Raw genomic sequence first — 21,829 nt, forward strand, 5'->3', positions numbered from 1 at the left:
GCTTGCATCACGATTGGCGTGACTTCCCGAACGCTAAATCGATTAGCGCTGGGCGGCCGCGATGACCGCGATAGTGGGGGTCGTGCGGCGGGTGTGGCTGTCGCTGCTGATCGTGGTGGCTGTTGTCATCGGTGGTGTCGCGGTGATGAAGTTGCGCGCGGTCTTTGGCTCCAATGCCGTGGCCGTCGCTGATCCAGACCTATGACATCCGCTTCGCACGCAACGCCTCAAGCAATCCGCATCTCTCATCGCACACGGACGACTGATCAACACCACCCGCATACCCCAAGCGGCACGGCCGGGTCGACATTACCGCTGACTGGGATCAAGGCCATGCTCACGCATGCCCTGCTGCGCCGCAGCGGACGCGGGCATCGATAGCCAGTTGACGTTTGCGTCGCTGCAGGCCGCTCCGTCGCGGGCGGCCTGGTTGTTGAGCCATCGCGGTGTGCATCCCGCACCTCCGTTGTCACCGCCACTACCCAGTTGACTTATGTCACTCAACAGTGACATAGTGTCACTAATGAGTGGCACTATGGCCGCCGCGCCGCCCGAGCCGCACCGTCACCGTTCCGGTGCTTACAGATAGGACACGCACATGGACTTCGACAGGATCACCCACCCATTGAGGTTGGCCAAAGGATCACACCAGCCGGGATCGGGTAAAGGGTGTGCGATGAACGTTATTTCCTACATCAACGGCGACACCCATATCAGCGACTTCCCGGACTGTTCGGCTCGTCCACTGTCCGCGTTCGTTCAACTATGTAACGATCTGCTGGCAGGGCCCGACGGCTACTTGTCGCCGGAAAACAGCCTGCTGGCACTCGAACTCGGCTGGCAGACCGTGGGAACCGCCGATGTCGACGACACTGTCATTCACGCCTGGGTGGCCGAACTGCTGACCAGCCCCACATGGGGCGTCGTTTGCTACGCGAAGCGCGCCGCTCGCTACGCGAAGAGCAGTGCGGACAAGGCGGTCCTGAACATCGCTGAACTGCACCGCGCGGTCGCCGCCGGCGGCATGCCACCCATTGCTGCCTGGGACGCCGCCGATCGGGCCGCTCGCACCGCCTGCCGCGCCAGCAAACCGAACCTACACGTCGCCGGCCTGTACGCCCTAAGGGCCGCATATCATTCGACCGCAGTTGTCAGTACCGGCCGCGGGGCAACGCTGGATGCTGTAACCGGAAACGCCCTGCAGGCCCACGTGCTTGCGACGGAGGGCGCCACGGCAACCCCGATCGTGGAACTAACGCGCCAAGCGATCCGCGCATGGCGTGGTCTCGCCGCCCTGGACATTCAGACCTACCTCAATCGGACATCGGTCGACAGCGCCCGACAACTCATCGAGGTATCGACATAAGCGACGGGACTTTTCGTTGTCGCGCAAAACCCCAGAGTTCTGAGACGGCCATGCTGTCGACGGTGCTCCGGACTTGACTCCTGCCGTCGCACGCCCAGTACCACTGACTGAATACGACGGAAACGAATATGCAGCCTTACCGGTAGACGCCGTACTATCCACTCTCCCAGCATTTTTCGCGTTTCTGAGTGTCCGTTCCAAATTGAGATGTCAGTTTTCTAAGTCAACGTGCCAGTGAGCGGAATCGCCCAGGTAATCCGGTAGATCTTGCCAGTCGCACTTCGGATGACATCGTCGTCGGATTCCCCAGGCTGGGGTATGCGGCAGACTGGTCAGACTGCAGCGCCCCCGGTGACCGGTAGCGCCACGCCAGTCACATACGACGCGCGATCGCTGAGCGGCCAGGCGGCCGACACTGCGTAAAAGACGCCCTTGAGGTTGATCTGAATGACCAAGTCGAAGTCGTCTTCGGGCAAGTCCGCGACCGGGTGGGGCGGCACCGCGACCGCGCCGTTGTTAACGCGAGATCGAGCCACCCGTGCCGCTCAACAACGGTGGACACCGCGCGCTCGATACTCGCCACTTCGCCGAGATCGGTGACCAGGCGCCGGGGATGTCCGCGGTGACGGCGTTCACCGCGCTCTCGGTGCGGGCGGCGAGCACGACGGTCGCGCCCTCGCTGGCGAACAGGCGAGCCGCCGCTGTCCCGATGCCGCGCTTGCCCCGGTGACGAGCGCGACCTTGCCGGATCGCATCCCGGTCTCAGTCATGCCTCCACACCCTGGGCCCCGAGGAGCTGACGCAGCGTGGATGCGATCGTGGTGGTCGCCCATTGGGCGGCAAGGTCGGCAGTTCCTTCTGCGTCGCGCAGCACCGCCTGGGTGAACATAGGACTGAGGTGCGTATTCACGATTTGGCGCAACAGTTCTGGCGAAGGCCCGTCGCCACCGGCTGCCTGCCACAGGGTCGACGTGATCATGGCCCAAGCGTCTTTATGTGCCTGTCGCTCCTTGTCGAAGACCGCGGCCATCCGTGTCGATAAGTGCCGCGTCTGGAAGTCCAACAGGAGCCGGCCAAACTGGGCCGACGTGCGGTGCTCCCAGCGTGCCACCTCGACAAGCCAGTTTTGCCAATCCTCACCGGCGTAGGGCGGTACGTCGCCCAGGTAATCGGCATGCATGGCGACGAAGGCGGTGCTCATGATGTCTTCGCGGGTGGGGAAGTGGCGGAACACCGTGCGCCGATCCACCTCCGCCAGCGCCGCGATCGTATCCATAGTCACGTCAAGGCCATGCTCACGCATGCCCTGCTGCGCCGCGCGCACGATGGCATCGACAGTTAGTTGACGTTTGCGTTGCTGCAAGCCGCTCCGTTGCGGGCGACCTGATTGTTCGGCTTTCGCGGTTTCCATCGCTCCTCCGTATCCAAGGTCACTATACAGTTGACTTACGCCATCCTATAGTGGCAACATGTCACTACAGAGTGACATCATGACAAGGAGGCCGGTATGTTTACGCAGACCGATAGCCGCGTGCCCCACCGTCGACCTGGGCCGTCGACCACGAGTGCCGGTCTGAGAGCCGAGCTCGCCGCAGTGCCGTTGGGTGGTCCGGTGATACAACGCAGCCCCTTTCCTGCGCTCGGAGTCCAGCCGGTCTACCGCCGACGCAGGGACTTGTGCGTGATGACGCGCGACGGTGTGCGGTTGTCGGTGCGCGATGGTGGTGCGCGCCGTGCTGAGAGCACCGTCGTGTTCCTGCATGGGTTTTGCCTCACCGGTGACACGTGGACGCGCCAAATCGATTACCTGCTGCGCCGTTACGGTGATCGCATCCGGGTGATCAGCTACGACCACCGCGGTCATGGCAGGTCGGGCAGCGCGCCGATGACCACCTACCGGATCGAGCAGCTCGCCGCCGACTTGGCCGATGTGCTTGTCGGGCTTGATGTAGCCGGCCCACTCACTCTGGTCGGGCACTCGATGGGCGGGATGACGGCGTTGGCTTACCTCGGCCGGTCCGCAGCCGATCGCCCGGTCGACCCCGACGGATTGGTGCTGGTCGCGACGGCGGCCGGCCGGATCGCCGAGCGCGGTCTGGGCCGGCTGTTGGCAACACCGCGCATCGCGGCGCTGATCCGGCTGATCAACCGCACCCCCGATCAGGCACTGCGGGTGTTGAGCCGACCGCTGTCTGCGACGCTGGGCCACTGGTACGCCCACGGCAGTCCCCAACCCGCAACCCTGACGGCGGTCATCGCCGCGGCGCTGGCAACCACCCCGGTCTCCACCGCGGTCGGATTCCTGCCCGCATTTAGCAGCTACAACCAGTACCGCACCCTCGGCGAAATCGGCGCCCACACCGTCGTTGTCAGTGCCGGCGCCGACCTATTGACTCCGCCGGCGCATTCCCACGATCTGGCCGCCTGTATTCCCGACGCCGTACACGTGCACGTTCCTGGCGCCGGACACATGCTGCCGCAGCAGGCGTCCCACGTCATCAGTGACGCCATCCAGACAGCGATGTTCGGTGTTGCAGGGCGACCCGGCCCGGTGAGCGAAAGGTATTCGAAGCGAGCATGATTCCCATTACTCATGTGCTCAATCGAGGGTGGATACCCTTGGTCCCGGTGGTCGTGCTAGCGGTCTGCGGGTTGGCCGTCGACCGGCTGCACGGGATCTTTGGCTCCGAGGATCCTGCCTCGATGCGCCACGATTGGTGTGACTACCCGAACGCGAAAGCGATTAGCGCTGGGCGGCCGCGATGACCGGGGTGATCGGGCTGGTGCGGCGGGTGTGGCTTCCGTTGCTCATCGTGGTGGCTGTCGCGGTCGGCGGTGTCGCGGTGATGAAGTTGCGTGCAGTTTTTGGCTCCAATGCCATTTTGGTGGCACCCAACAGTTCTGACAGCGCGGCGGACTTCAACCCCAAGGTCGTCACCTATGAGGTGTTCGGCACTGCGGCCAGGGCGGTCATCAATTACCTCGACCTGGACGGGAAGCCTCAACGGGCCCCGGACGCCGTATTGCCGTGGTCGTTGACGCTGCGCACCACCGCACCGGCGGCCACACCCAACATCCTTGCGCAGGGCGACGGTCAGGCCATCGCCTGCCGGATCACCGTCGACCGCGAGGTCAAGGATGAAAGATCTGCCACCGGTGTGAATGCCGAGACCTTCTGCTTGGTGAAGTCAGCATGAGCGCAACTGTGCACGACGCTGTCCAGACCGTTCCCATTCCGGTTGCCCGGCGCGCGGCCCGCCCCTGGATACCGCGCACGATCCGCGCGCTGGCGGTGCCGATCATCCTCGGTTGGATCGCCGTGGTCGCGATCCTCAACACCGTTGTGCCGCAACTGGAAGCGGTCGGCAAGATGCGCGCAGTGTCGATGAGTCCCAACGATGCGCCGTCAATGATCGCCACCAAGCGGGTAGGCAAGGTGTTCCGCGAGTACGACACGAGTAGCTCGGTGATGATCGTGCTCGAAGGCAACCAGCCGTTGGGTGCAGATGCCCACCAGTTTTATGACCGCGTGGTACACGAGCTGCAGGGTGACACAAAGCATATCCAGCATGTGCAGGATTTCTGGAGCGATTCGCTGACCGCAGCGGCGGCACAAAGCGTCGACGGTAAGGCCGCCTACGTCCAGGCTTATATCGCCGGTGATCAAGGAGAGACGCTGGCTAACGAGTCGGTGGAGGCGGTGCGCCATGTCATCGCCAGCGTGCCGGCGCCTGCGGGGGTCACAGCCTATGTAACCGGGCCCGCGGCAATCAGTGCGGATCAAGGCGAGACCGGCGACAAGAGCATGCAGGTCATTGAGCTGCTCACCTTCGCCGTCATCATCGTGATGCTGTTGCTGGTCTACCGATCGCTGGTCACGGTGTGCGTTGTGCTGGTGATGGTGGTGCTTGAGCTTCTCGGCGCCCGCGGACTGGTGGCATTCCTCGGTTACCACAACGTCTTTGGCCTCACAACGTTCGCAACGAATTTGGTGGTGACGCTGGCGATCGCCGCGGCCACCGACTATGCGATCTTCCTGATCGGCCGATACCAAGAGGCGCGCCGGTTGGGCCAAGACCGAGAAGCTGCCTACTACACCATGTTCCACGGCACGGCGCACGTCGTGCTGGCGTCGGGACTGACCATCGCCGGGGCATCCTTGTGCTTGCGCTTTACCCGGCTGCCCTACTTCCAGACAATGGGAATTCCCTTGGCGGTCGGCATGGCGATCGTGGTCGCTGCGGCCTTGACCCTAGGTCCGGCGCTGATCGCGGTCGCCAGTCGCTTTGGCCGAGTGCTTGACCCCAAACGTATGACCCAGCCGCGCGGATGGGGCCGCATCGGCGCCGCCACCGTGCGCTGGCCCGGCGCGATCCTGGTCTCCGCGATCCTGGTGGCCCTGGTCGGCATGTTGACCCTGCCCGGCTACCACACCACCTACAACGACCGCATTTATCTACCCGCCGACGTCGCAGCGAACGTCGGCTACGCCGCAGCCGATCGGCATTTCTCCCAAGCGAAAATGAATCCCGATTTGTTGATGGTCGAAGCCGATCACGATCTGCGCAACCCCGCCGATTTCCTGGTAATCGACAAAATCGCCAAAGCCCTTGTCCACGTGCATGGCATCGCCCAAGTGCAGACCATTACCCGGCCAGAGGGACATCCGATCCAACACACCTCGATCCCCTACAACATCAGCCAGAACAGCACCGGCCAGGTGATGAACAACGACTACCAGCAGACAATGTTGAAAAACACGCTGCAACAGGCCGCCGACATGCAGGTCACCATCGACTCGATGGAAAAGATGCAGAACGTCACCCAGCAGCTGGCCCAGGTCACTCACAGCATGGCCGCCAAGATGAGCAAAACCAGCGCGGATGTGCAGGAGTTGCGCGACCACATCGCCGATTTCGACGACTTCTTCCGACCGATCCGCAGCTACTTCTATTGGGAGAAACACTGCTTCGATATCCCGGTGTGCTGGGCGTTGCGTTCGGTGTTCGACGCCCTGGACGGCATCTCCACCATGAGTGATGACCTCAGCGATCTGGTGCCAGACCTCGATCGCATGGCCGCGCTGATGCCGCAGATGGTCGCCCTGATGCCACCGATGATCGAATCGATGAAAAACCAAAAACAAATGATGCTCAACCAGTATCAGGCCCAAAAAGCACAGCAAGACCAAACCATGGCCCTGCAGGACAACGCCACGGCGATGGGCCAAGCATTCGACGAGGCCAAAAACGACGACTCGTTCTACCTGCCCCCGGAAGCCTTCAACAACGCCGATTTCAAACGCGGCATCAAGTTGTTCTTGTCCCCCGACGGCCATGCCGTGCGGTTCACCATCTTTCACCAAGGCGACCCGCTAACACAGGAAGGCACATCACGCACCGAGCCGCTCAAAGTCGCGGCCACAGACGCCGTCAAAGGAACACCGCTCGAGGGATCGACCCTCTACCTTGGTGGCAGCGCGGCCATGTACACCGACATGCAGCAAGGCGCTAACTACGACCTATTGATCGTCGCGGTCGCCGCACTCATCTTGATCTTCATCATCATGGTGGTCCTGACCCGGGCGGTAGCGGCCGCAGCGGTCATCGTGGGAACGGTGGTGCTCAGCCTGTCGGCCTCCTTCGGGCTCTCAGTGCTGCTCTGGCAACACATCATCGGGATCCCGCTGCACTGGATGGTGCTGCCGATGTCGGTCATCATCTTGTTGGCGGTCGGATCGGACTACAACTTGCTGTTGGTATCGCGGATGAAAGAGGAGATCCACGCCGGGCTGAATACCGGCACCATCCGCGCCATGGTCGGCACCGGCTCCGTGGTCACCTCCGCCGGACTGGTGTTCGCCTTCACCATGATGTCCATGGCGGTCAGCAAACTGATCGTGATCGGCCAAGTCGGCACCACAATCGGTTTAGGCCTGCTATTCGACACCCTGGTGGTGCGCTCGTTGATGACACCGTCTCTGGCGGCCCTACTGGGGCGTTGGTTCTGGTGGCCAAACCGCGTACGTCCCCGACCCCTTCCCCAACCATGGCCACAACCGTCGCACCAGCAGTCCACGGAGACCCAACCGGCATGATGATCTACGCCCCACGCTGGCGCTCCCACGAGCGGTCCTCCACGTCACCAAAATCTCAGCCGTAAATGGTCCACCAACGGTCGGCGGTGACGACTCGTCGTCCGATATCGCCGCCGGCCCAGGCGGCCAAACGTGCAAGTCGATTTGCGGTCTCATGGCGGGGATTTGCGGTCTCATGGGCGGAGAGGGCTGGAACCTATCTTGACGCCGTCAAGACGCGAAAACAAAACCGCACGTAACGAACGGGACTGAATCGGAACGAGACGGAGTGAACGTGCAGCTAAGGCCACGTTCCCCTGCTCAACGCAGGGGTTCGGTCCCCTTAGCTCCACCGAATAATTGCAAGGCACAGGCTTACATCGATCGAGCACCTGGCCCTGGGCAAGATCAACCGCATCACCGGTCAGGAGCCGCCTCCCGTAGGCGTAGATCGCGTGAGAGTACGTTAGTCAGCTGCGGCGGCGTAGTCGACATCCGCAACACTAACTACGCCGGAAGCGAACGGCCCCGATTAGTCGGCGGCGACGATCACAGCAATCCGACATTGGCTCTTTATCCGATCGGCGCGGCACCGCATTCTGTACTCAATGGTTTTTCAGCGCGACGAAGGAAGCTGCACAACCGTCCGCATGGGTTTTTCCTACTGAAAGCCCACCACCCTAGGAGCCATACCGTGAAGTACGACCCCGCCGACACCGCAGTCGTCGTCATCGACCCGCAGAACGACGTTCTTTCTCCTTCGGGCAGGAGCTGGGATGTTTTAAGCGCAAGTGTGACTGAGAACAGGACAGTCGAGAACCTCGTCCAAATCTTCACAGCCGCCGCGGCGGGCGGCTATGCGGTGTTTATCTCTCCGCACTACTTCTACCCAACCGACCACCGTTGGTTGTTCAATGGGCCGCTGGAGGCGGATGAACTGCGCACCAACACGTTTGCACGCGTTGGCCCCCTCAGCCTTGACGGCTTCGCTGACTCTGGTGCTGATTGGCTTGACGAGTTGAAGCCGTTCATCGCGGACCCGGCGACCGTCGTCGCCAGCCCGCACAAAGTATGGGGACCGCAGACCAACGACTTGGTGCTGCAACTGCGCAAGCGGCGGATCACCAAGGTGGTCCTGTGCGGCATGCTCGCCAACATCTGTGTGGAGTCGCACTTGCGGGATTTACTTGAGCAAGGATTCGAAGTAGCCGTGGTCCGCGATGCTACAGCCGGCCCCCGGCACCCGACCCGTGGAGACGGCTACCGGGCCGCCTTGGTCAACTACGCATTCCTCGCACATGCCGTTCCATCTACGGCCGAGGCGGTCGCGGCCATGGCAACTGAAAACCCGCGCGCGCCACACGCCGCTGCGGCGTTACCGCCGCAAGCGCAGTGACCGTGCTGGACCTAAAGGAGAGGAACCGCGATGAGGTCGTTGGATCTAACTAGCAGTGACACTGCGGATTTCAGCCAGGGCGAGCTCTATTTTATTGGTAACGCCACCACCTTGGTCCGGTTCGGCGGACTGACAATCCTGACGGATCCCGCCTTCCTGCACAAGGGTGAGCACGTCTTTTTGGGTCATGGGATTTGGGCGCGGCGCGAGGTCGAGCCGGCGTGCCAGATCGCTGACCTGCCGCCGATAGATCTGATCATCCTGTCGCATTACCACGGCGACCATTTCGATGATGTCGCCGCCCAACAGCTCGACAAGGAACTGCCGATCGTCTCGACGGCTGATGCGGTGGACAAGCTCAGCGTTCTGGGCTTCGACCGGGGCCACCCCTTGGACACCTGGGAATCTCTCGAGGTCCACAAAGGTGACGCGACGCTGAAGATCACCGCGATGCCGGCCAAGCACGCCACCGACGACGCGGTCAACGAGCTCCTCATGCCCGTCAACGGGCACTTGCTCGACTTCATCCGGAACGGCGAGCAGCAATACCGGCTTTACATCACTGGGGACACGATGCTGGTCGATAGCCTCGAGGACATTCCCCGTCGCTACCCCGACATCGACCTCGGTCTGATCCACGCCGGCGGCACGACTTTCCTTGTCACGGTTGTCACGATGACGGGCGAGCAAGCAGTCAGAGCTGTTGAGATCACCAAACCTCGCACCGCGATCCCGATCCACTACAACGACTTTTCGGTATTTATGTCCGGACTCGGCGATTTCAAGAAGGCCGCTGAGTCCTCGACCACTAATACAAAATTTGTGTACCTCGCTCATGGCGAGACCTACACGTTTACGCCCAGCACCTAGACGGCCGTCATCCACGTACGCAAGACCAACAAAGCCGCTCCTCTTAAACGATCGCCCGTCATATCTGCATGCGACACAACAGATGTGGACCCATACACCGGTGAACGCTGATTAGGAAGGCGAACTTCGGAAGATCTGGCAGTGTCAGCGACGGCGGCGCATCCAGATGACGATGACGACAGCTGCCACGACAGCCACGGCCACAGGCGCGAAAGCGTGTGATAGCACCGCATCTGCCGTCCGGGTGGCGGAGTGCTTCGGCTGCGTTGAGTTCTCGACGTTGTGGGTCGAGGGCTCGTTCGCTTCGTAACTCGTCGACTGCTCGAGAACGGTGAGCTGTGCGGGCCGAATGCTGACCGGTGGCTTGGTGGGCCCACGCTGCCGCGGCTGTTCAACCACTTGATGTGGGGGTGGGCGCCCGTGAGCGCCCGACTCCTGAGCGGACGCTGCTGCTGCTGCGGATGGTGGTCCCGGTTTCGTCGCAGAAGCCGCGCTCATGGATCCGGCCGCCGGCTCGGTGACCGCTTCGAAGGCCGAAAGCTGCCGCCGATTGCGGCTGCGGCCCCGTCGTGGCCCCCAAGCCTCGTCTCCCAATTCGTCGGGAATCAGCCACATCAGCAGCGCGAGGTTGACTACCCCAAGCACACCGTGCAGCACGATGTCAGCAGCGTGAAAACCCAGCGGCGTCGGTTTTGCGCGTGCCGTGGCGACACTGCTGAAAAACAACAACATGAAGTAGGCGATCGCACTCAGTGCGGTAACGGTTATTGCTGCGCGACGGGTGCCGATAGCAGCAATGCCCGCCACGCCGAATGCCAGCAGGATCGCACTGTGGGCCGGAGTCGTCGCCAGGCCGAGAACTGGGGCGCCGGTGGGCCCGGCATGCGGGTGCAGGGCGGCGGAGATCAACCCGGCAATGCCGAACGTGCTCACCAGCACGCCCTCGGCCAGCAGGAACCAGCGCCCGCTATGGAAACGCACGGGATCCATGGGGATTCTGCGTAATCCCGATGTCAAGCCGGGAACGTGGCCGGCCGTAACAGGCATCCGCGGCCTCCCGCCTGAGTAGCAGGTTCTGTGGCAGGGCTACCCGCTTCCGGCCGGATTACTCCAGCCCTTCTCGCGCCGCCATCGACGGCTGTCTCCGACGGCTGGCCCGTCGGCGAGTTTGGAAAGGGGCCTGAGAGGACCTGGGCCCGGAACGACGACGTCGAGTACTTGAAGGGCGTCGCCGAACACCACGCCGGTCGGCAGTTGCGCAGACACCGATGGCGGCCCAAGAGCATGTACAACGGCCAGGAGGCGCCGTTGTGGATGGGTGGTCGAGGGTGGTCCTCATGAGAACTGGGAATTGTCGCCACCCTCCTGTAGCGGCGAAATTCGCAGTGGCGATGCTGTTCGCTGACCCGGTCGATTCGACGGCACCGTCCACCCGCATCGCGCCGAAGGCCACCGAGCAACGTAATCGGTTGGTGGACAAACAAATACGATATATATTGGCAACCGCCGCGGTCGAATCGACGCTGGGTCATCGCGGTCCCGGCTGCCCGGCCACAGACGCGCGTTGATTTGTGTGTGCTGGACCCCTGTTGGCAGGGTTGCGAACCCGCCGCGTTCAACCGTATTCGGCTGCGGCGGGTCGCATCACGAATGTTGTTGCCGCGGGTTACCGTGTTGCCGTGCGTGATTGGTGCGGCTGCTCAGCGTCACCGTCTGTTTCGCGCCGTGATGTCCTGAAATACGTTGCGGCCGCGCCGATCGTGCTGGGTTTGGGCACCGCCGCATCAGGGCTGGCCCAACCCCCGAGTGCGGGCGCGGATCCGGTCTTGGTTGCGGCGGTCGAAGCGCCCGGGCAGTCGCCCAATATCATCAGTCGTGCCCAGTGGGGCGCTGACGAGTCGATTCGTAGCCGAGCACCGGTGTATGACAACGGAATCAGGGCGGGCGTCGTGCACCATACTGCCGGCGTAAATGACTACGCGCAGCAGGATTCGGCGGCGATTGTGCGGTCGATCTATGGCTACCACACCCGCACCCTGGGGTGGCCGGACATCGCTTACAACGCCCTGGTCGACAAGTACGGTCAGGTATTCGAGGGCCGATTCGGCGGGATGACCAGATCGGTTCAGGGCACCCATACGGGCGGGTTCAACCGCAACACGTGGGCGGTGTGCATGATCGGCGAGTTTGACGCGGTGGGCCCCACCCCGGTTCAGGTGCGCACCGTCGGGCGCTTGCTCGGGTGGCGGCTGGCCATGGACGGCGTCGACCCGCAGGGCAGTGTCGCGTTGACCTCGGACGGGGGCCCCTACACGCGGGTCCCCCACGGCGCCGCCGTGAACCTGCCGTGCATTTTCGCCCACCGCGACGTCAGCGATACGGATTGCCCCGGCCACCTTGGATATGCCTTGATGAACCAGATTCGCGACATTGCCGCGCGGTTCAACAAACGCCCCAGCGCCCAGGATCTAGCGCAGTCGCTACAAGGTAGTGCTATCTATGACCGGTGGCAGGCGATGGGCGGCATCAACAGCGCACTGGGCGCACCGACATCGCCGGAATCGCAAGGAGCGGGAGCCATCCGATACGTCATCTTCGAGAAGGGAGCGATGTACTGGTCACCGGCCAGCGGGGCCCAGCCCGTCACCGGTGCCATCTACACCGCGTGGGGCACTCTCGGCTACGAGCACAGTGCGCTGGGGTTGCCGACCAGCGCCGAAATCCAGGAGCCCAAGTGGGTCGTCCAGAACTTTCAACACGGCACCCTGAACTTTGATCGTGAAAGCCGGGCGGTCACTAGCGTGATCGACGGTGTCGCTCGACTCATGCCACCGCTGCTAGCAGGCGGGCCGCCCGCCCAGCTTGAGCGATTTTCGCCAGCCCGCAACCTTGTTTGACCGTGGCGCGTAAGCGGGAACGAATTGGAACAAGACGTAGCGAATCCGTATATTGCCTGGTCGAGGCAGGGTTCGAGTCCCCTTAGCTCCACTCTTTAGACGCAGTTCGGGTCCCGCATCAGGGTTTCCACCCGTATTCCGGCGTGAGGGCCGCGCATCGTCTCGCGTGTTCAGACCACAGCAGAGAATTCTCAGCTTCCTGGTACCGCTGGCACGCATGACCGGCCACCTGCGCGGGTACGCGGCTGGGTGAACGGTTGTTCGCAGTGAAACGGCGTCCTGCATTCCGGTTGGTTGCGGGTCGGCTCGTTTCCTTCGAAGAACAGAGGATCGACCGACTAAGCAACGGTCTGCGGGAGGAGCTTCTGATGCCGGAGATCCAACTTCACCACGAGGGACACCCGCGCTATCGGCGGATGGTCCGATTCGACTGGTCCGAGACGCCGCTGCACTGGGTGCCCGACGACCCGTTTTCAACGCACATGATGAACGTCTTGCATCTGCTGCTACCCGAAGGGGAGCGGCACTTCATCAAGGCTGTTCTCGAGGCGTCGTCGCTGGTCGATGACCCGGAGCTGGAGGCGTCGATCAAGCCGTTCATCCAGCAGGAGTCCTGGCATGCCTGGGCGCATCAGGTGGTGCTCGACCATTTGGCCGAACAAGGCATCGACACCAAGCCGTACACCTCGCGACTCCGGAAGATGCTGTCGGTGGCGCTGGGTGATCCGCCCAAGTGGTTTCCGCCGCCGATGAAGCGGTGGTGGCTCTATCGGCGCCTGGCCGACGTGGCAGCGCTGGAACATTACACCGCAATGTTGGGCCAATGGGTGCTGCAGAACCGCGGTCTGGATTACGCCGGCACCGACCCGACAATGCTGGATCTACTGCGCTGGCACGGCGCCGAGGAGGTCGAGCACCGCTCACTGGTGTTCGACGTCTACCAGCACGTGTGCGGCAACTACTTCATCAGAGCCTTCTCGATGTTGATGACCACCCCGCTGTTTTATGGGTGGTGGATCGCCGGAGCGAAATACCTCATGGCCCACGACCCGACCATCGATCAGAAATGGCGCTGGCGGGATTGGCTGCGTGCGGCGCGCGAGTACAAGTTGCCCGGTCCCTGGCAGCTCATGGTGACCCAACCCGCCAGGTATATGCGGCCCCATCATCATCCGGGTCCCGAAGCGGTCACGGAGATGGCGGTCGAGTACATCAAAAAGTCGCCCGCTGCCAAGGCCGCCCGCGAACGAGCTCAGCAAGACCGGAAGGCCGCAGTCCGATGAAAGTCTCAGTCGATCTTGACACCTGCGACGGCAACGGTGTGTGTATGAGCCTGTGCCGTGAGGTTTTTGACCTACGAGAAGACGGACTGCACCTGCTCGATGAGCAACCGCCGCGAGAGTTGCGCGGGCCGTTGAGGGCCGCCGAAGTGTCCTGCCCGACCCAGGCGATTGTGGTGGAGGATTAACGCGAATGCGCCCGAATCGTCAGTTACAGCAGGTCGTCGTGGTTGGTGCCGGGGTGGCAGGAACGCGGGCGGCGGAGGCGCTGCGACAGGACGGCTACGACGGTGCCCTCACCATCGTTGGAGCCGAACGGCAGGCCCCCTACCATCGGCCACCTCTGTCGAAGAAGCTGCTCAGCGGTCAGGTGCACCGGGCAGGCGTTGACATGGCGCCGCAGTTCGACATGGATGCGCGGGTGCTCAGAGGGGCTTCTGCGGTCAGCCTCGACATGTCCGCACGTACCGTCCAGGTCCGCGACGACGGCCAGAACCTGTCCTTAGGCTTCGACGGGCTTGTCATCGCCAGTGGCGCTGAACCGCGCGAATGGCCGGGCGGACCGACTTTAGACGGGGTGCTGCTGCTGCGGACGGTCGATGACTGCATGGCGATTCGAAAGCGACTCGGTTCGCGTCCTCGTGTCCTCGTGGTAGGGGGCGGGTTCATCGGCAGCGAGGTGGCTGCGACCTGCCGATTGCTCGGGCTGGATGTGACGCTCGTGGAGAAGGCCGCCGGGCCGCTGGTTCAGGCGTTAGGTGCGGAGCTGGCGCATTGTTGGGCGACGTTGCATCGCGAACATGGTGTGGACCTGCGCGTCGGCGTGGGTGTCGACGGGTTCGTCGGCAATGGGCGGGTGGAAGCGGTTCGACTCACCGACGGTTCGCAGGTGCCGGCTGATGTCGTCATCGTCGGGCTCGGTGTTACTCCTGCCACCGCCTGGCTGGAGGGCTCGGGTCTGCATCTGGATGACGGGGTGGTCTGTGATGCCACCGGCGCCGCCGAGGGCAACACCGGCGACGGCAATGTGGTCGCCGCCGGGGATGTGGCGCGCTGGTGGCACCCGCTGTACGAGCGCCATCTGCGTACCGAACACTGGGACGACGCGGCACGTCAGGGCGAGGCCGCGGCCCGCACACTGCTGGCCGGGCCCGAGCACGCCGAGGCCTTCGACGCGGTGCCGTATTTCTGGTCCGACCAATACGATGTCAAGTTGCAGATGCTTGGTGTGCCAACGGATTACGATGCCGTCGAGATCATCGAAGGCAATCCGGACGCCGGGGGGTTCATCGGCGCTTACGGGCGGGGCGGCCGCACCATCGCGGTGCTCGGTACGATCCCGGGCCGGGTCCATGCCTATCGGGAGGCCATCGAGAAGCGCGCCGAATTCCCACCGAGCCGACCGGATTAGCGAAGGCGGACTCGACTCAAGACACGCCTTTTTGGGTACAGCATCCACATGCATCGCCCCGACACGATCATCGAAATTCATCGCGAACGCGTGCAGGATCAGACGGTCGGGATGTTCAGCGGCGACAAGTACACGCAGTCCGTCGACGGCACCGGCTATTCCGCAACGGCGGCCCTTGACCTCACCCTGGATCGCGTCTGGTTCATCCTCGACTCGCATCAGCGGCTGTGGCAGGAGGAAGCCGACGGTGAACGTCGGGAACCGCTGCGGCACTTCGCAATAGACCTGGTGATTTTCGATTCCAAGATCGTTATCGATTCGGTTACCTGCATCCCGTTGGTCTCGTTGCCCCCGGCGACCATCACGATCCCGGATGGTCCGCGTGCCGGAGAATCGCGCGAGATTGCGTACAACGAGATTCCCTTGTTCGGACGGTTGACAATTCACGACCAGCTCGAGCCGCACCAGATCGAGCCGGGCAAGCAGACGATCGCACTGAACTTCACCTCCCAGGATGCTCCCGCACTGGTGGCCACGCCGTTGGCGGACCAGCAGGCCGGGTGGCTGTTCGGTCCGCACATCCAGCGTCGTGAGGACGGGATCACGGTTCTTAGCGGCCAAGACCCGCGGATCAGCTGGGAACTCGATTATGCCGAGGCGTACTGGATAACCCACAGCATCGCCGGGGAGCTGATGGTGAACCTGGAGAAATTGCAGCACCCCAGCCTGCCCGACGAGGAAGTCAGGACCAGGGTGCTCGACTCGCTTGCCGCCCAAATCGCCGATGCGGTCCGCCCGCAGCTGGAGGCGATGGGAGAAAACGGGATTCAGGCGCTGCTTCCGTCTCCGGTGGACGTCGATCCCGAGGCCCGAGACGACAGCACGGTCAAGGAACTCGACGCCGTCGTGCAGCGCTTCGAGATCGGCGAGGCCACTGAGGAGTCCATGGTGGTGCAGCTGCAGACACTGCGCGAATTGCCACCAGGGGAGGAACTACCGGCATCCGTCCTCGCCGAAAACCCTCGTGAGAGAGCAGCTTTGGCCGTCACCGGGTGGAGTATTCTGCGGCAGGTCCGTGACACCGTGATGAGCAGTTTCGATCTCGACGAGAGCGACTTCGACCCTGATGCGCCGTGCGCGTTGGCGGGCCCGAAGACCATCAGCATCGGCGGCCAGGACCGCAGTCTCGACGCTCTCGACGCCGATATTGTGCCGCGGACCGAGGACGGCCGATTGGTCGTCGACGGCACCGTGAGCGCCGACACCACGCTCTACGATTTCAAGGCCACCTTCAAGGTGACGTACGAAATGGGCCTCGGTGGGATCCCGCGCGACCCGAAGGGCAAGGAGTTGCTGCGAGAGGACGTAGACAGCATCGAACTCCTCGAACAGACGCTGAGCCTGGCCGGTCAGAAGAAGCGCGCCGGTCACCTCAGCACCGAGGAATACGAGGCGGAAGTCAAGCGAGTGAGCGAGCGATTCGATCGGCTACCGCGAACCGTGGGGGTGCGCCCGGCGCAGAACTCTGAGCCGGACGTGAATGCGGACTTCAGCCTGACCGCCGCCGGCAAAGTGGCCACAGCTGCAGGTGCGGCGGCTGTCGTCGGTCTGCTTGCGCTACCGGTGACCTGGGTAGCGGGAGCTGCCGGGGTGGGAGCCGCCGGGGCGGGCGGATTGTTGACCCTCGCGATCGCGCAGTACATCACCACCGTCCTGACCGTCGACTGGTTCGGCACCGGCATCGGTTCTCGTCAGGTCAAGAAATCGCTGAACGACCAACCCGAGGGCACATCGCTTCCTCCGATCGGTATGCCGGTCCACCTGGACCTCAACCGCCAACGCCTCGCCGTGTACTTCCGTCCGGTGCCGGCGAAGTTGTGGATTGATTGCGTCATGGCCGATGCGGACGCCGGTGAGGAAGGTGATGGCGACGGCATTCGGGTCATCGGTGGCCGATGGCCCACCGATGGCCACCCGTGGAGGCTGTCGGAAGATGATGCCGTGTTGTTCGTCGACTCCAACGAACTGCAGCTTCTCGTCGATCCGGCCGGCGCGCGCGGCGACGAGCTACCCGTCGGCCTTGACACCGAAGAGGACGGACGACGCCGCCTGCGGGTGCACAGCGATCCCGGCGCACTGCGCCGGCTTCCGCAATGCTCGTGGTCAGCAGAAGACGGCGGCCGAGAACCACCCACCGGCCACGAGCGCGATGAGGAGCGCGGCGGTGGTTTGTCCCATCAGCGCGGCCGCGATGACGCCCACGATCGCGCAGATAAACACCGTGACAGTCAGGAAGGCGACGAGCAGACGATGTGAATTGACCGCCGCGCCGGTACGGGGCGCGATGACGGCCTTTCTGGAGCGATCCACGCCAACCATGAAATCTCCTTCGGTGTGACGCCCGCAACATGCCATGCCTATATGTGGTCTACATCACATTATGCCAGCCGGTAGCCGTTTCGACGCTGAATCGGAGGACGTGGCCCGCCATGCCCGAGCGCGTTCAGCGACGCAGGCGAATCTCTCCGCCCAATTCGGCGAACGTTCGATAACGGTCACTTGCCCTGTCGGCTACGCGATCGGCACTGCGAATGACCCATCGGCGGGTTGGTGAAGCATCCCGCTCACGCCGTCTATCTCTCCAAATCCAACCGCCGAAATCGGTTCGAGCCGCGCAAGATTGACCCGAGCGCCCTCGGCCCGCGCCATCATCGGGAGGTGCGGCGCAACAAGGAAGTCGAGCCCCGCGGCGGGTAGCGAGACGCCGCCCGCGGTGAGCGACAGTTCACCGTTATCCGGCTGAGACCGCCGATTAGGTTTTCGCCTCGAAGCGGAGTTAGTCTGCCCGCGGTTCGTTCGCGACTCAGGAAAGCAGCCATGTCTGTTCAGCCCACTCTGCTGCGCCGTCAATCGTTGCGCAGCGCCCGCCGTCAGCGGGTCGCTCCCCGCGTGAAGTATCCGATGGTCGGCCAGTGCTTCGATGTCGAAATCACTCGCGACTCGGACGGATGGATGATCCGGATCCCCGAGATCGGCAAGGCCACCCGCGCCGGCAGCCGGGCCACCGTGGAGCTGGCGGCACGCGAATGCATCGCGACCTGGACCGGCATCCCGATCGGGTACGTCGCCGTCTACGTCGCCAGCCAGACCAGCTGACGGCCAATCTCGGCCGCCCCTTGTGGGACGACAGTTGGGTGGCGGCATCGACGGGGCGTGTTGGACTCGACACCGAAGCGGTCAGGTGACCAGCGACAGCGCGTAGCCGCGGCGCAGCTTGCCCGACGGCGTTTTGGGAATCGCACCCGGGGCCAGCACCACCACGTTGCATGGCCGCGCCGCGACTTCGGTGACGACTTCGTGCGCAACCTCGTGTTTGATGCGCCGCACCTGCGCGGGGTCGTCGGCGTTGTTCGACTCCACAGCAACGGCAAACGATTCTCGCGAACGGCCGGCATCGAGGCGCACGGCTGCCACACACCCGGGGCGCACTCCGGCGACCCGTCCGGCAGCACGTTCAACATCCGCGGGGTAGATGTTGCGTCCGGCCATGATGATGACGTCCTTGGCCCGGCCGCAGACCACGACGTGGCCCTGCTCGGTGAGATAGCCCAGGTCCCCGGTGTTCAACCAGCCCTGATCGTCTTGGGCCGTGACAAAACCGGCCGTGGTGATATATCCGGATGTCACCGGATCTCCGCGCAACTCAATGAGTCCCACTCCGCGGATCGGCTGGACGACGCCGTCCTCATCAACAATGCGGGCCTGCATACCGTTCAGCAACGGTCCCAACGACGCCAGTCGGCAGGTTCGGCCCGTGGTGGCGGGAACCGCCCGGCGCAGCACAGCGAGCATGTCGCTGTCCACCTGATCAACGACCAGTCCGCGGCCACATTCCGAAAACGACACTGCCACAGTGCTTTCGGCCATTCCGTACGCTGGCAAGATCGCTTCGGGACGCAGCCCGAACGGCGCTCCGGCCGCACACAGTTCCTCCACGTCGGCCGGTTCGACCTGTTCGGAACCCGATAACGCCCACCGCAACGACGACAGATCGAAATCACCGGGCTTGGCATGGCGACGTAGCCGCTTGGCGAGCAAGGCGTAGGCGAAATTCGGTGCCGCGGTCATAGTCGCCCGGTATTTATCGATCAACTTGGGCCACAACAAGATATCGGACAAGAAGTCGATGGGGGTGACCTTGACCAACTCGGCGCCAAACAACATCGGCACCGTCAAAAAACCGGTCATACCCATATCATGGAACAGCGGCAACCAGCTCACGATCACGTCGGTGTCCAGGTCGTACTGGGCGCCGACGAACATCGCCTCGGCGTTGGCGATCACATTGGCATGGGTGATCGTCACCGCTTTCGGGCAATCCGTCGAGCCCGACGTCAACTGCAGAAGCGCCAGGTCGTCCTCACCGCTTTCTACAACGTTGGCCGGTGCGGCCCCTAGTAACTCGGCGATCGTCACTACCGCGACACCGTGCTCGGTCAACACGTCCAGGACGGCCATGAACGGATCTGACACGATAACGACCGTTGCATCGATCATGGTGATAACCGTCAAAGTGTCGTGCACCCACGCCTGCAGATCGGTGCGCGGGGTCGGCTGATGCAGCATCGTCAAACACGCGCCCCGCAACCACACGCCCTGCGCGATCGGCGCGACTTCCACCGGAGCCCCGGCCAACACACCGACCCGGTCACCCGGGCCCACACGAAGCGCAGCCAATCCGCCGGCTACCCGCCGAGCGCGCTGATGGATCTCACCCCAGGTAGTCCGAATCGGCGAATCGGGGTCTCCGGTCACCAGGGCACGAGTACTTGAGTCCGCGGCGTTGAGCATCGTTTCGATGAATTTGCTCACCGTCACCTCCCATGCATCAGGCCTGTCATAGGCCTATTTGGCCATCTCGGGATGTATGAGGTAGCGAAACGATGGTACGGCCCTCACTTGAGTACTCGGGAAGGCGCGCCGCCTGTCCGATGATCGTGACGGTGCTGCTGACGTCATGTCCAGACAGAACTGGCGCGACGGCCCCCCAGTGACCTAGCCGGCCGGCGCGATCGCGATCGATTTCGTCTCGAGGTAGCCGTCGAGCCCTTCGGGCCCGAGCTCTCGGCCATAACCGCTCGCTTTCACGCCGCCGAAGGGTGCAAACGGATCCATCGTGTAGCCCTGGTTGATGCCGAGGGTGCCGGTGCGGATCCGCGTGGCCAGTGCCAGGGCCCGGTCGGTGTCGTTGCCCCAGACCGACCCGGCCAGGCCGTAGTCGGAATCGTTGGCGATCTCGACCGCCTGCTCCTCGTCGCGGTAGGGGATGACCGTGATGACGGGGCCGAAGATCTCTTCGCGTGCGATGCGCATCGCGTTGTCGGCGGCCGCGAACAGCGTCGGTCGGACGTACCAGCCGCGGTCGAGCCCGTCGGGCATGTCGGCGCCGCCTGCGATCAAGCGCGCCCCCTCGTCCTGGCCGACCCGGATGTAGTCGCGAACGCGCTGCTGCTGGCGTCGAGACACCAGGGGACCGAGCTGGGTCTCGGGGTCGCCGGGGTCGCCGACGCGAAGGCCGCTCATCTCGGCGGCGAGCGCATCGACGTATTCGTCGTGGCGCGCTTGGGGCACCAGCACGCGCGTCAGCGCATTGCAGATCTGCCCGCTGTTGGACAGGCTGGCCGATCGCACCCCGGCGGCGACCTTGTCCGGTGCCGCGTCGTCGAGAACCAGTGCCGCGGACTTGCCGCCGAGTTCGAGGCTGACCTTGGTGAGGTTGGCGGCGCAGGCCGCGGCGACGGCGCGGCCTGCCGTGGTGGAGCCGGTGAAGGACACCTTGTCCACTCCGCGGTGGGCGACGAGGTAGGCGCCGAGCGCGGCGTCGCCGGGGAGCACGCTCACCACCCCGCGTGGCAGACCGGCCTCGTCGAGCATCTCGCCTAAAAGCAGCGCGTCCAAGGGGCTTTCGGGTGCGGGCTTGAGCACGACGGTGCAGCCGGCCAGCAGCGCCGGCACGAGTTTGGTGACGATCAGGAATTGGGGCATGTTCCACGGCACGATCGCCGCGACGACGCCGACGGGCTCTTTGCGGACCAGGACGTCACTGCCGAAGAACCCGGGCCTGGTCTCCTGCCACTGGTGTCGCTCGGCCAGGTCGCAGAACGCGCGGATCATGAATGCCGGCAGACCGACTTGCGCGCGCTGGGCGAAGCTGATCGGGGCGCCGATCTCGGCGGTGATCGTCTCGGCCATCTCGGGGCGGCGTCGGTCGTAGATGTCGGCCAGGCGCCGGATGGCGGCGATCCGCTCCGACGGCTCGCTGTGGGCCCAGGGCGCCGAGGTCAGGGCCGTGCGCGCGGCGGCGACCGCGGCGTCGACGTCGTCGGGTCCGGCCGCGTCGACCTCGGCGATGGGTTCCTCGGTATGTGGTGAGATGACTTGCACGACCTGGTGGTCCATCCGCGCCTCCCGGGGCCAATATCAACTACTTGCTATTGATGGGTCGAGGATATACCGTCGGCCGTGACGGAGCT

Annotated in this window: 19 protein-coding genes and 1 pseudogene; 15 read left to right on the forward strand and 5 right to left on the reverse strand. The window is 63.7% G+C overall.

What is annotated here, in order from left to right; translation table 11 throughout:
• Positions 1-61: 61 nt before the first annotated feature.
• The gene (locus A5760_RS25870; protein WP_082279282.1) at positions 62-205 is read left to right on the forward strand and encodes an MmpS family transport accessory protein; all 144 of its coding nucleotides are present in this window, start codon (positions 62-64) and stop codon (positions 203-205) included.
• A gap of 393 nt (positions 206-598) precedes the next feature.
• Positions 599-1,366: a hypothetical protein gene (locus A5760_RS27120; protein ID WP_064877316.1), complete on the forward strand. Its 768-nt coding sequence runs from the start codon at positions 599-601 to the stop codon at positions 1,364-1,366.
• 332 nt (positions 1,367-1,698) lie between these two features.
• Here the strand turns inward: A5760_RS27120 and A5760_RS01470 are convergent, their stop codons facing one another.
• On the reverse strand, positions 1,699-1,902 hold the full coding sequence (locus A5760_RS01470) for an SDR family oxidoreductase (RefSeq protein ID WP_064877317.1): 204 nt from the start codon (positions 1,900-1,902) through the stop codon (positions 1,699-1,701).
• 2 nt (positions 1,903-1,904) lie between these two features.
• Here A5760_RS01470 and A5760_RS01475 point away from each other — a divergent pair, with 2 nt between their 5' ends.
• A complete protein-coding gene (locus A5760_RS01475; protein WP_064877318.1) occupies positions 1,905-2,096 on the forward strand; it encodes a hypothetical protein in 192 nt (63 codons plus the stop codon).
• Between the two features lie 36 nt (positions 2,097-2,132).
• On the opposite strand, the gene A5760_RS01480 is transcribed toward A5760_RS01475, so the two are convergent.
• Positions 2,133-2,777, reverse strand: coding sequence for a TetR/AcrR family transcriptional regulator (locus A5760_RS01480; protein WP_082279283.1), 645 nt, complete (start codon positions 2,775-2,777; stop codon positions 2,133-2,135).
• A gap of 273 nt (positions 2,778-3,050) precedes the next feature.
• On the opposite strand from A5760_RS01480, the gene A5760_RS01485 reads away from it, so the two are divergent.
• The 6 genes from A5760_RS01485 (at position 3,051) to A5760_RS01505 (ending at position 9,708) form a co-directional block, all read left to right on the forward strand.
• Positions 3,051-3,947, forward strand: coding sequence for an alpha/beta fold hydrolase (locus A5760_RS01485; protein WP_064877320.1), 897 nt, complete (start codon positions 3,051-3,053; stop codon positions 3,945-3,947).
• Positions 3,944-4,132: an MmpS family transport accessory protein gene (locus A5760_RS27520; protein WP_082279285.1), complete on the forward strand. Its 189-nt coding sequence runs from the start codon at positions 3,944-3,946 to the stop codon at positions 4,130-4,132. Before A5760_RS01485 ends, A5760_RS27520 begins: the two co-directional genes overlap by 4 nt.
• On the forward strand, positions 4,129-4,563 hold the full coding sequence (locus A5760_RS01490; protein ID WP_082279286.1) for an MmpS family transport accessory protein: 435 nt from the start codon (positions 4,129-4,131) through the stop codon (positions 4,561-4,563). The genes A5760_RS27520 and A5760_RS01490 overlap by 4 nt, the downstream gene beginning before the upstream one ends.
• The gene (locus A5760_RS01495) at positions 4,560-7,463 is read left to right on the forward strand and encodes an RND family transporter (RefSeq protein ID WP_064877321.1); all 2,904 of its coding nucleotides are present in this window, start codon (positions 4,560-4,562) and stop codon (positions 7,461-7,463) included. The genes A5760_RS01490 and A5760_RS01495 overlap by 4 nt, the downstream gene beginning before the upstream one ends.
• 673 nt (positions 7,464-8,136) lie before the next feature.
• Positions 8,137-8,838, forward strand: coding sequence for a cysteine hydrolase (locus A5760_RS01500; RefSeq protein ID WP_064877322.1), 702 nt, complete (start codon positions 8,137-8,139; stop codon positions 8,836-8,838).
• Between the two features lie 30 nt (positions 8,839-8,868).
• Complete coding sequence (locus A5760_RS01505) at positions 8,869-9,708, forward strand: MBL fold metallo-hydrolase (RefSeq protein ID WP_064877323.1); 840 nt, start codon at positions 8,869-8,871, stop codon at positions 9,706-9,708.
• A gap of 144 nt (positions 9,709-9,852) precedes the next feature.
• Here A5760_RS01505 and A5760_RS01510 read toward each other — a convergent pair whose 3' ends face one another.
• On the reverse strand, positions 9,853-10,698 hold the full coding sequence (locus A5760_RS01510) for a DUF4383 domain-containing protein (RefSeq protein ID WP_064877324.1): 846 nt from the start codon (positions 10,696-10,698) through the stop codon (positions 9,853-9,855).
• Between the two features lie 743 nt (positions 10,699-11,441).
• Between A5760_RS01510 and A5760_RS01520 the strand changes: the two are divergent.
• The 6 genes and pseudogenes from A5760_RS01520 to A5760_RS01545 form a co-directional block, all read left to right on the forward strand.
• Positions 11,442-12,605 (forward strand): annotated as a pseudogene (locus A5760_RS01520) (N-acetylmuramoyl-L-alanine amidase); the annotation flags it as partial.
• A gap of 368 nt (positions 12,606-12,973) precedes the next feature.
• Positions 12,974-13,888 (forward strand): metal-dependent hydrolase, encoded by a 915-nt coding sequence (locus A5760_RS01525; RefSeq protein WP_064877327.1) that lies wholly within the window; start codon positions 12,974-12,976, stop codon positions 13,886-13,888.
• Positions 13,885-14,073 carry a ferredoxin gene (locus tag A5760_RS01530; protein ID WP_064877328.1) on the forward strand — a complete coding sequence of 63 codons (189 nt, stop codon included), beginning with the start codon at positions 13,885-13,887 and terminating at the stop codon, positions 14,071-14,073. The genes A5760_RS01525 and A5760_RS01530 overlap by 4 nt, the downstream gene beginning before the upstream one ends.
• 5 nt (positions 14,074-14,078) lie before the next feature.
• Positions 14,079-15,296 carry an NAD(P)/FAD-dependent oxidoreductase gene (locus A5760_RS01535; RefSeq protein WP_064877329.1) on the forward strand — a complete coding sequence of 406 codons (1,218 nt, stop codon included), beginning with the start codon at positions 14,079-14,081 and terminating at the stop codon, positions 15,294-15,296.
• Between the two features lie 48 nt (positions 15,297-15,344).
• Positions 15,345-17,612, forward strand: a complete 2,268-nt coding sequence (locus A5760_RS26895; RefSeq protein ID WP_064877330.1) for a hypothetical protein — start codon at positions 15,345-15,347, stop codon at positions 17,610-17,612.
• Positions 17,613-18,257: 645 nt separating this feature from the next.
• Positions 18,258-18,452: a hypothetical protein gene (locus tag A5760_RS01545; RefSeq protein WP_064877457.1), complete on the forward strand. Its 195-nt coding sequence runs from the start codon at positions 18,258-18,260 to the stop codon at positions 18,450-18,452.
• An 81-nt stretch (positions 18,453-18,533) separates the two neighbouring features.
• Here A5760_RS01545 and A5760_RS01550 read toward each other — a convergent pair whose 3' ends face one another.
• Positions 18,534-20,168 (reverse strand): fatty acyl-AMP ligase, encoded by a 1,635-nt coding sequence (locus A5760_RS01550; protein WP_064877458.1) that lies wholly within the window; start codon positions 20,166-20,168, stop codon positions 18,534-18,536.
• 183 nt (positions 20,169-20,351) lie between these two features.
• Positions 20,352-21,755, reverse strand: coding sequence for an aldehyde dehydrogenase (locus tag A5760_RS01555; RefSeq protein ID WP_064877331.1), 1,404 nt, complete (start codon positions 21,753-21,755; stop codon positions 20,352-20,354).
• Positions 21,756-21,829: the final 74 nt, after the last annotated feature.

It is taken from the genome of Mycobacterium colombiense (genome assembly GCF_001665835.1).
Lineage (GTDB): Bacteria > Actinomycetota > Actinomycetes > Mycobacteriales > Mycobacteriaceae > Mycobacterium > Mycobacterium colombiense_A.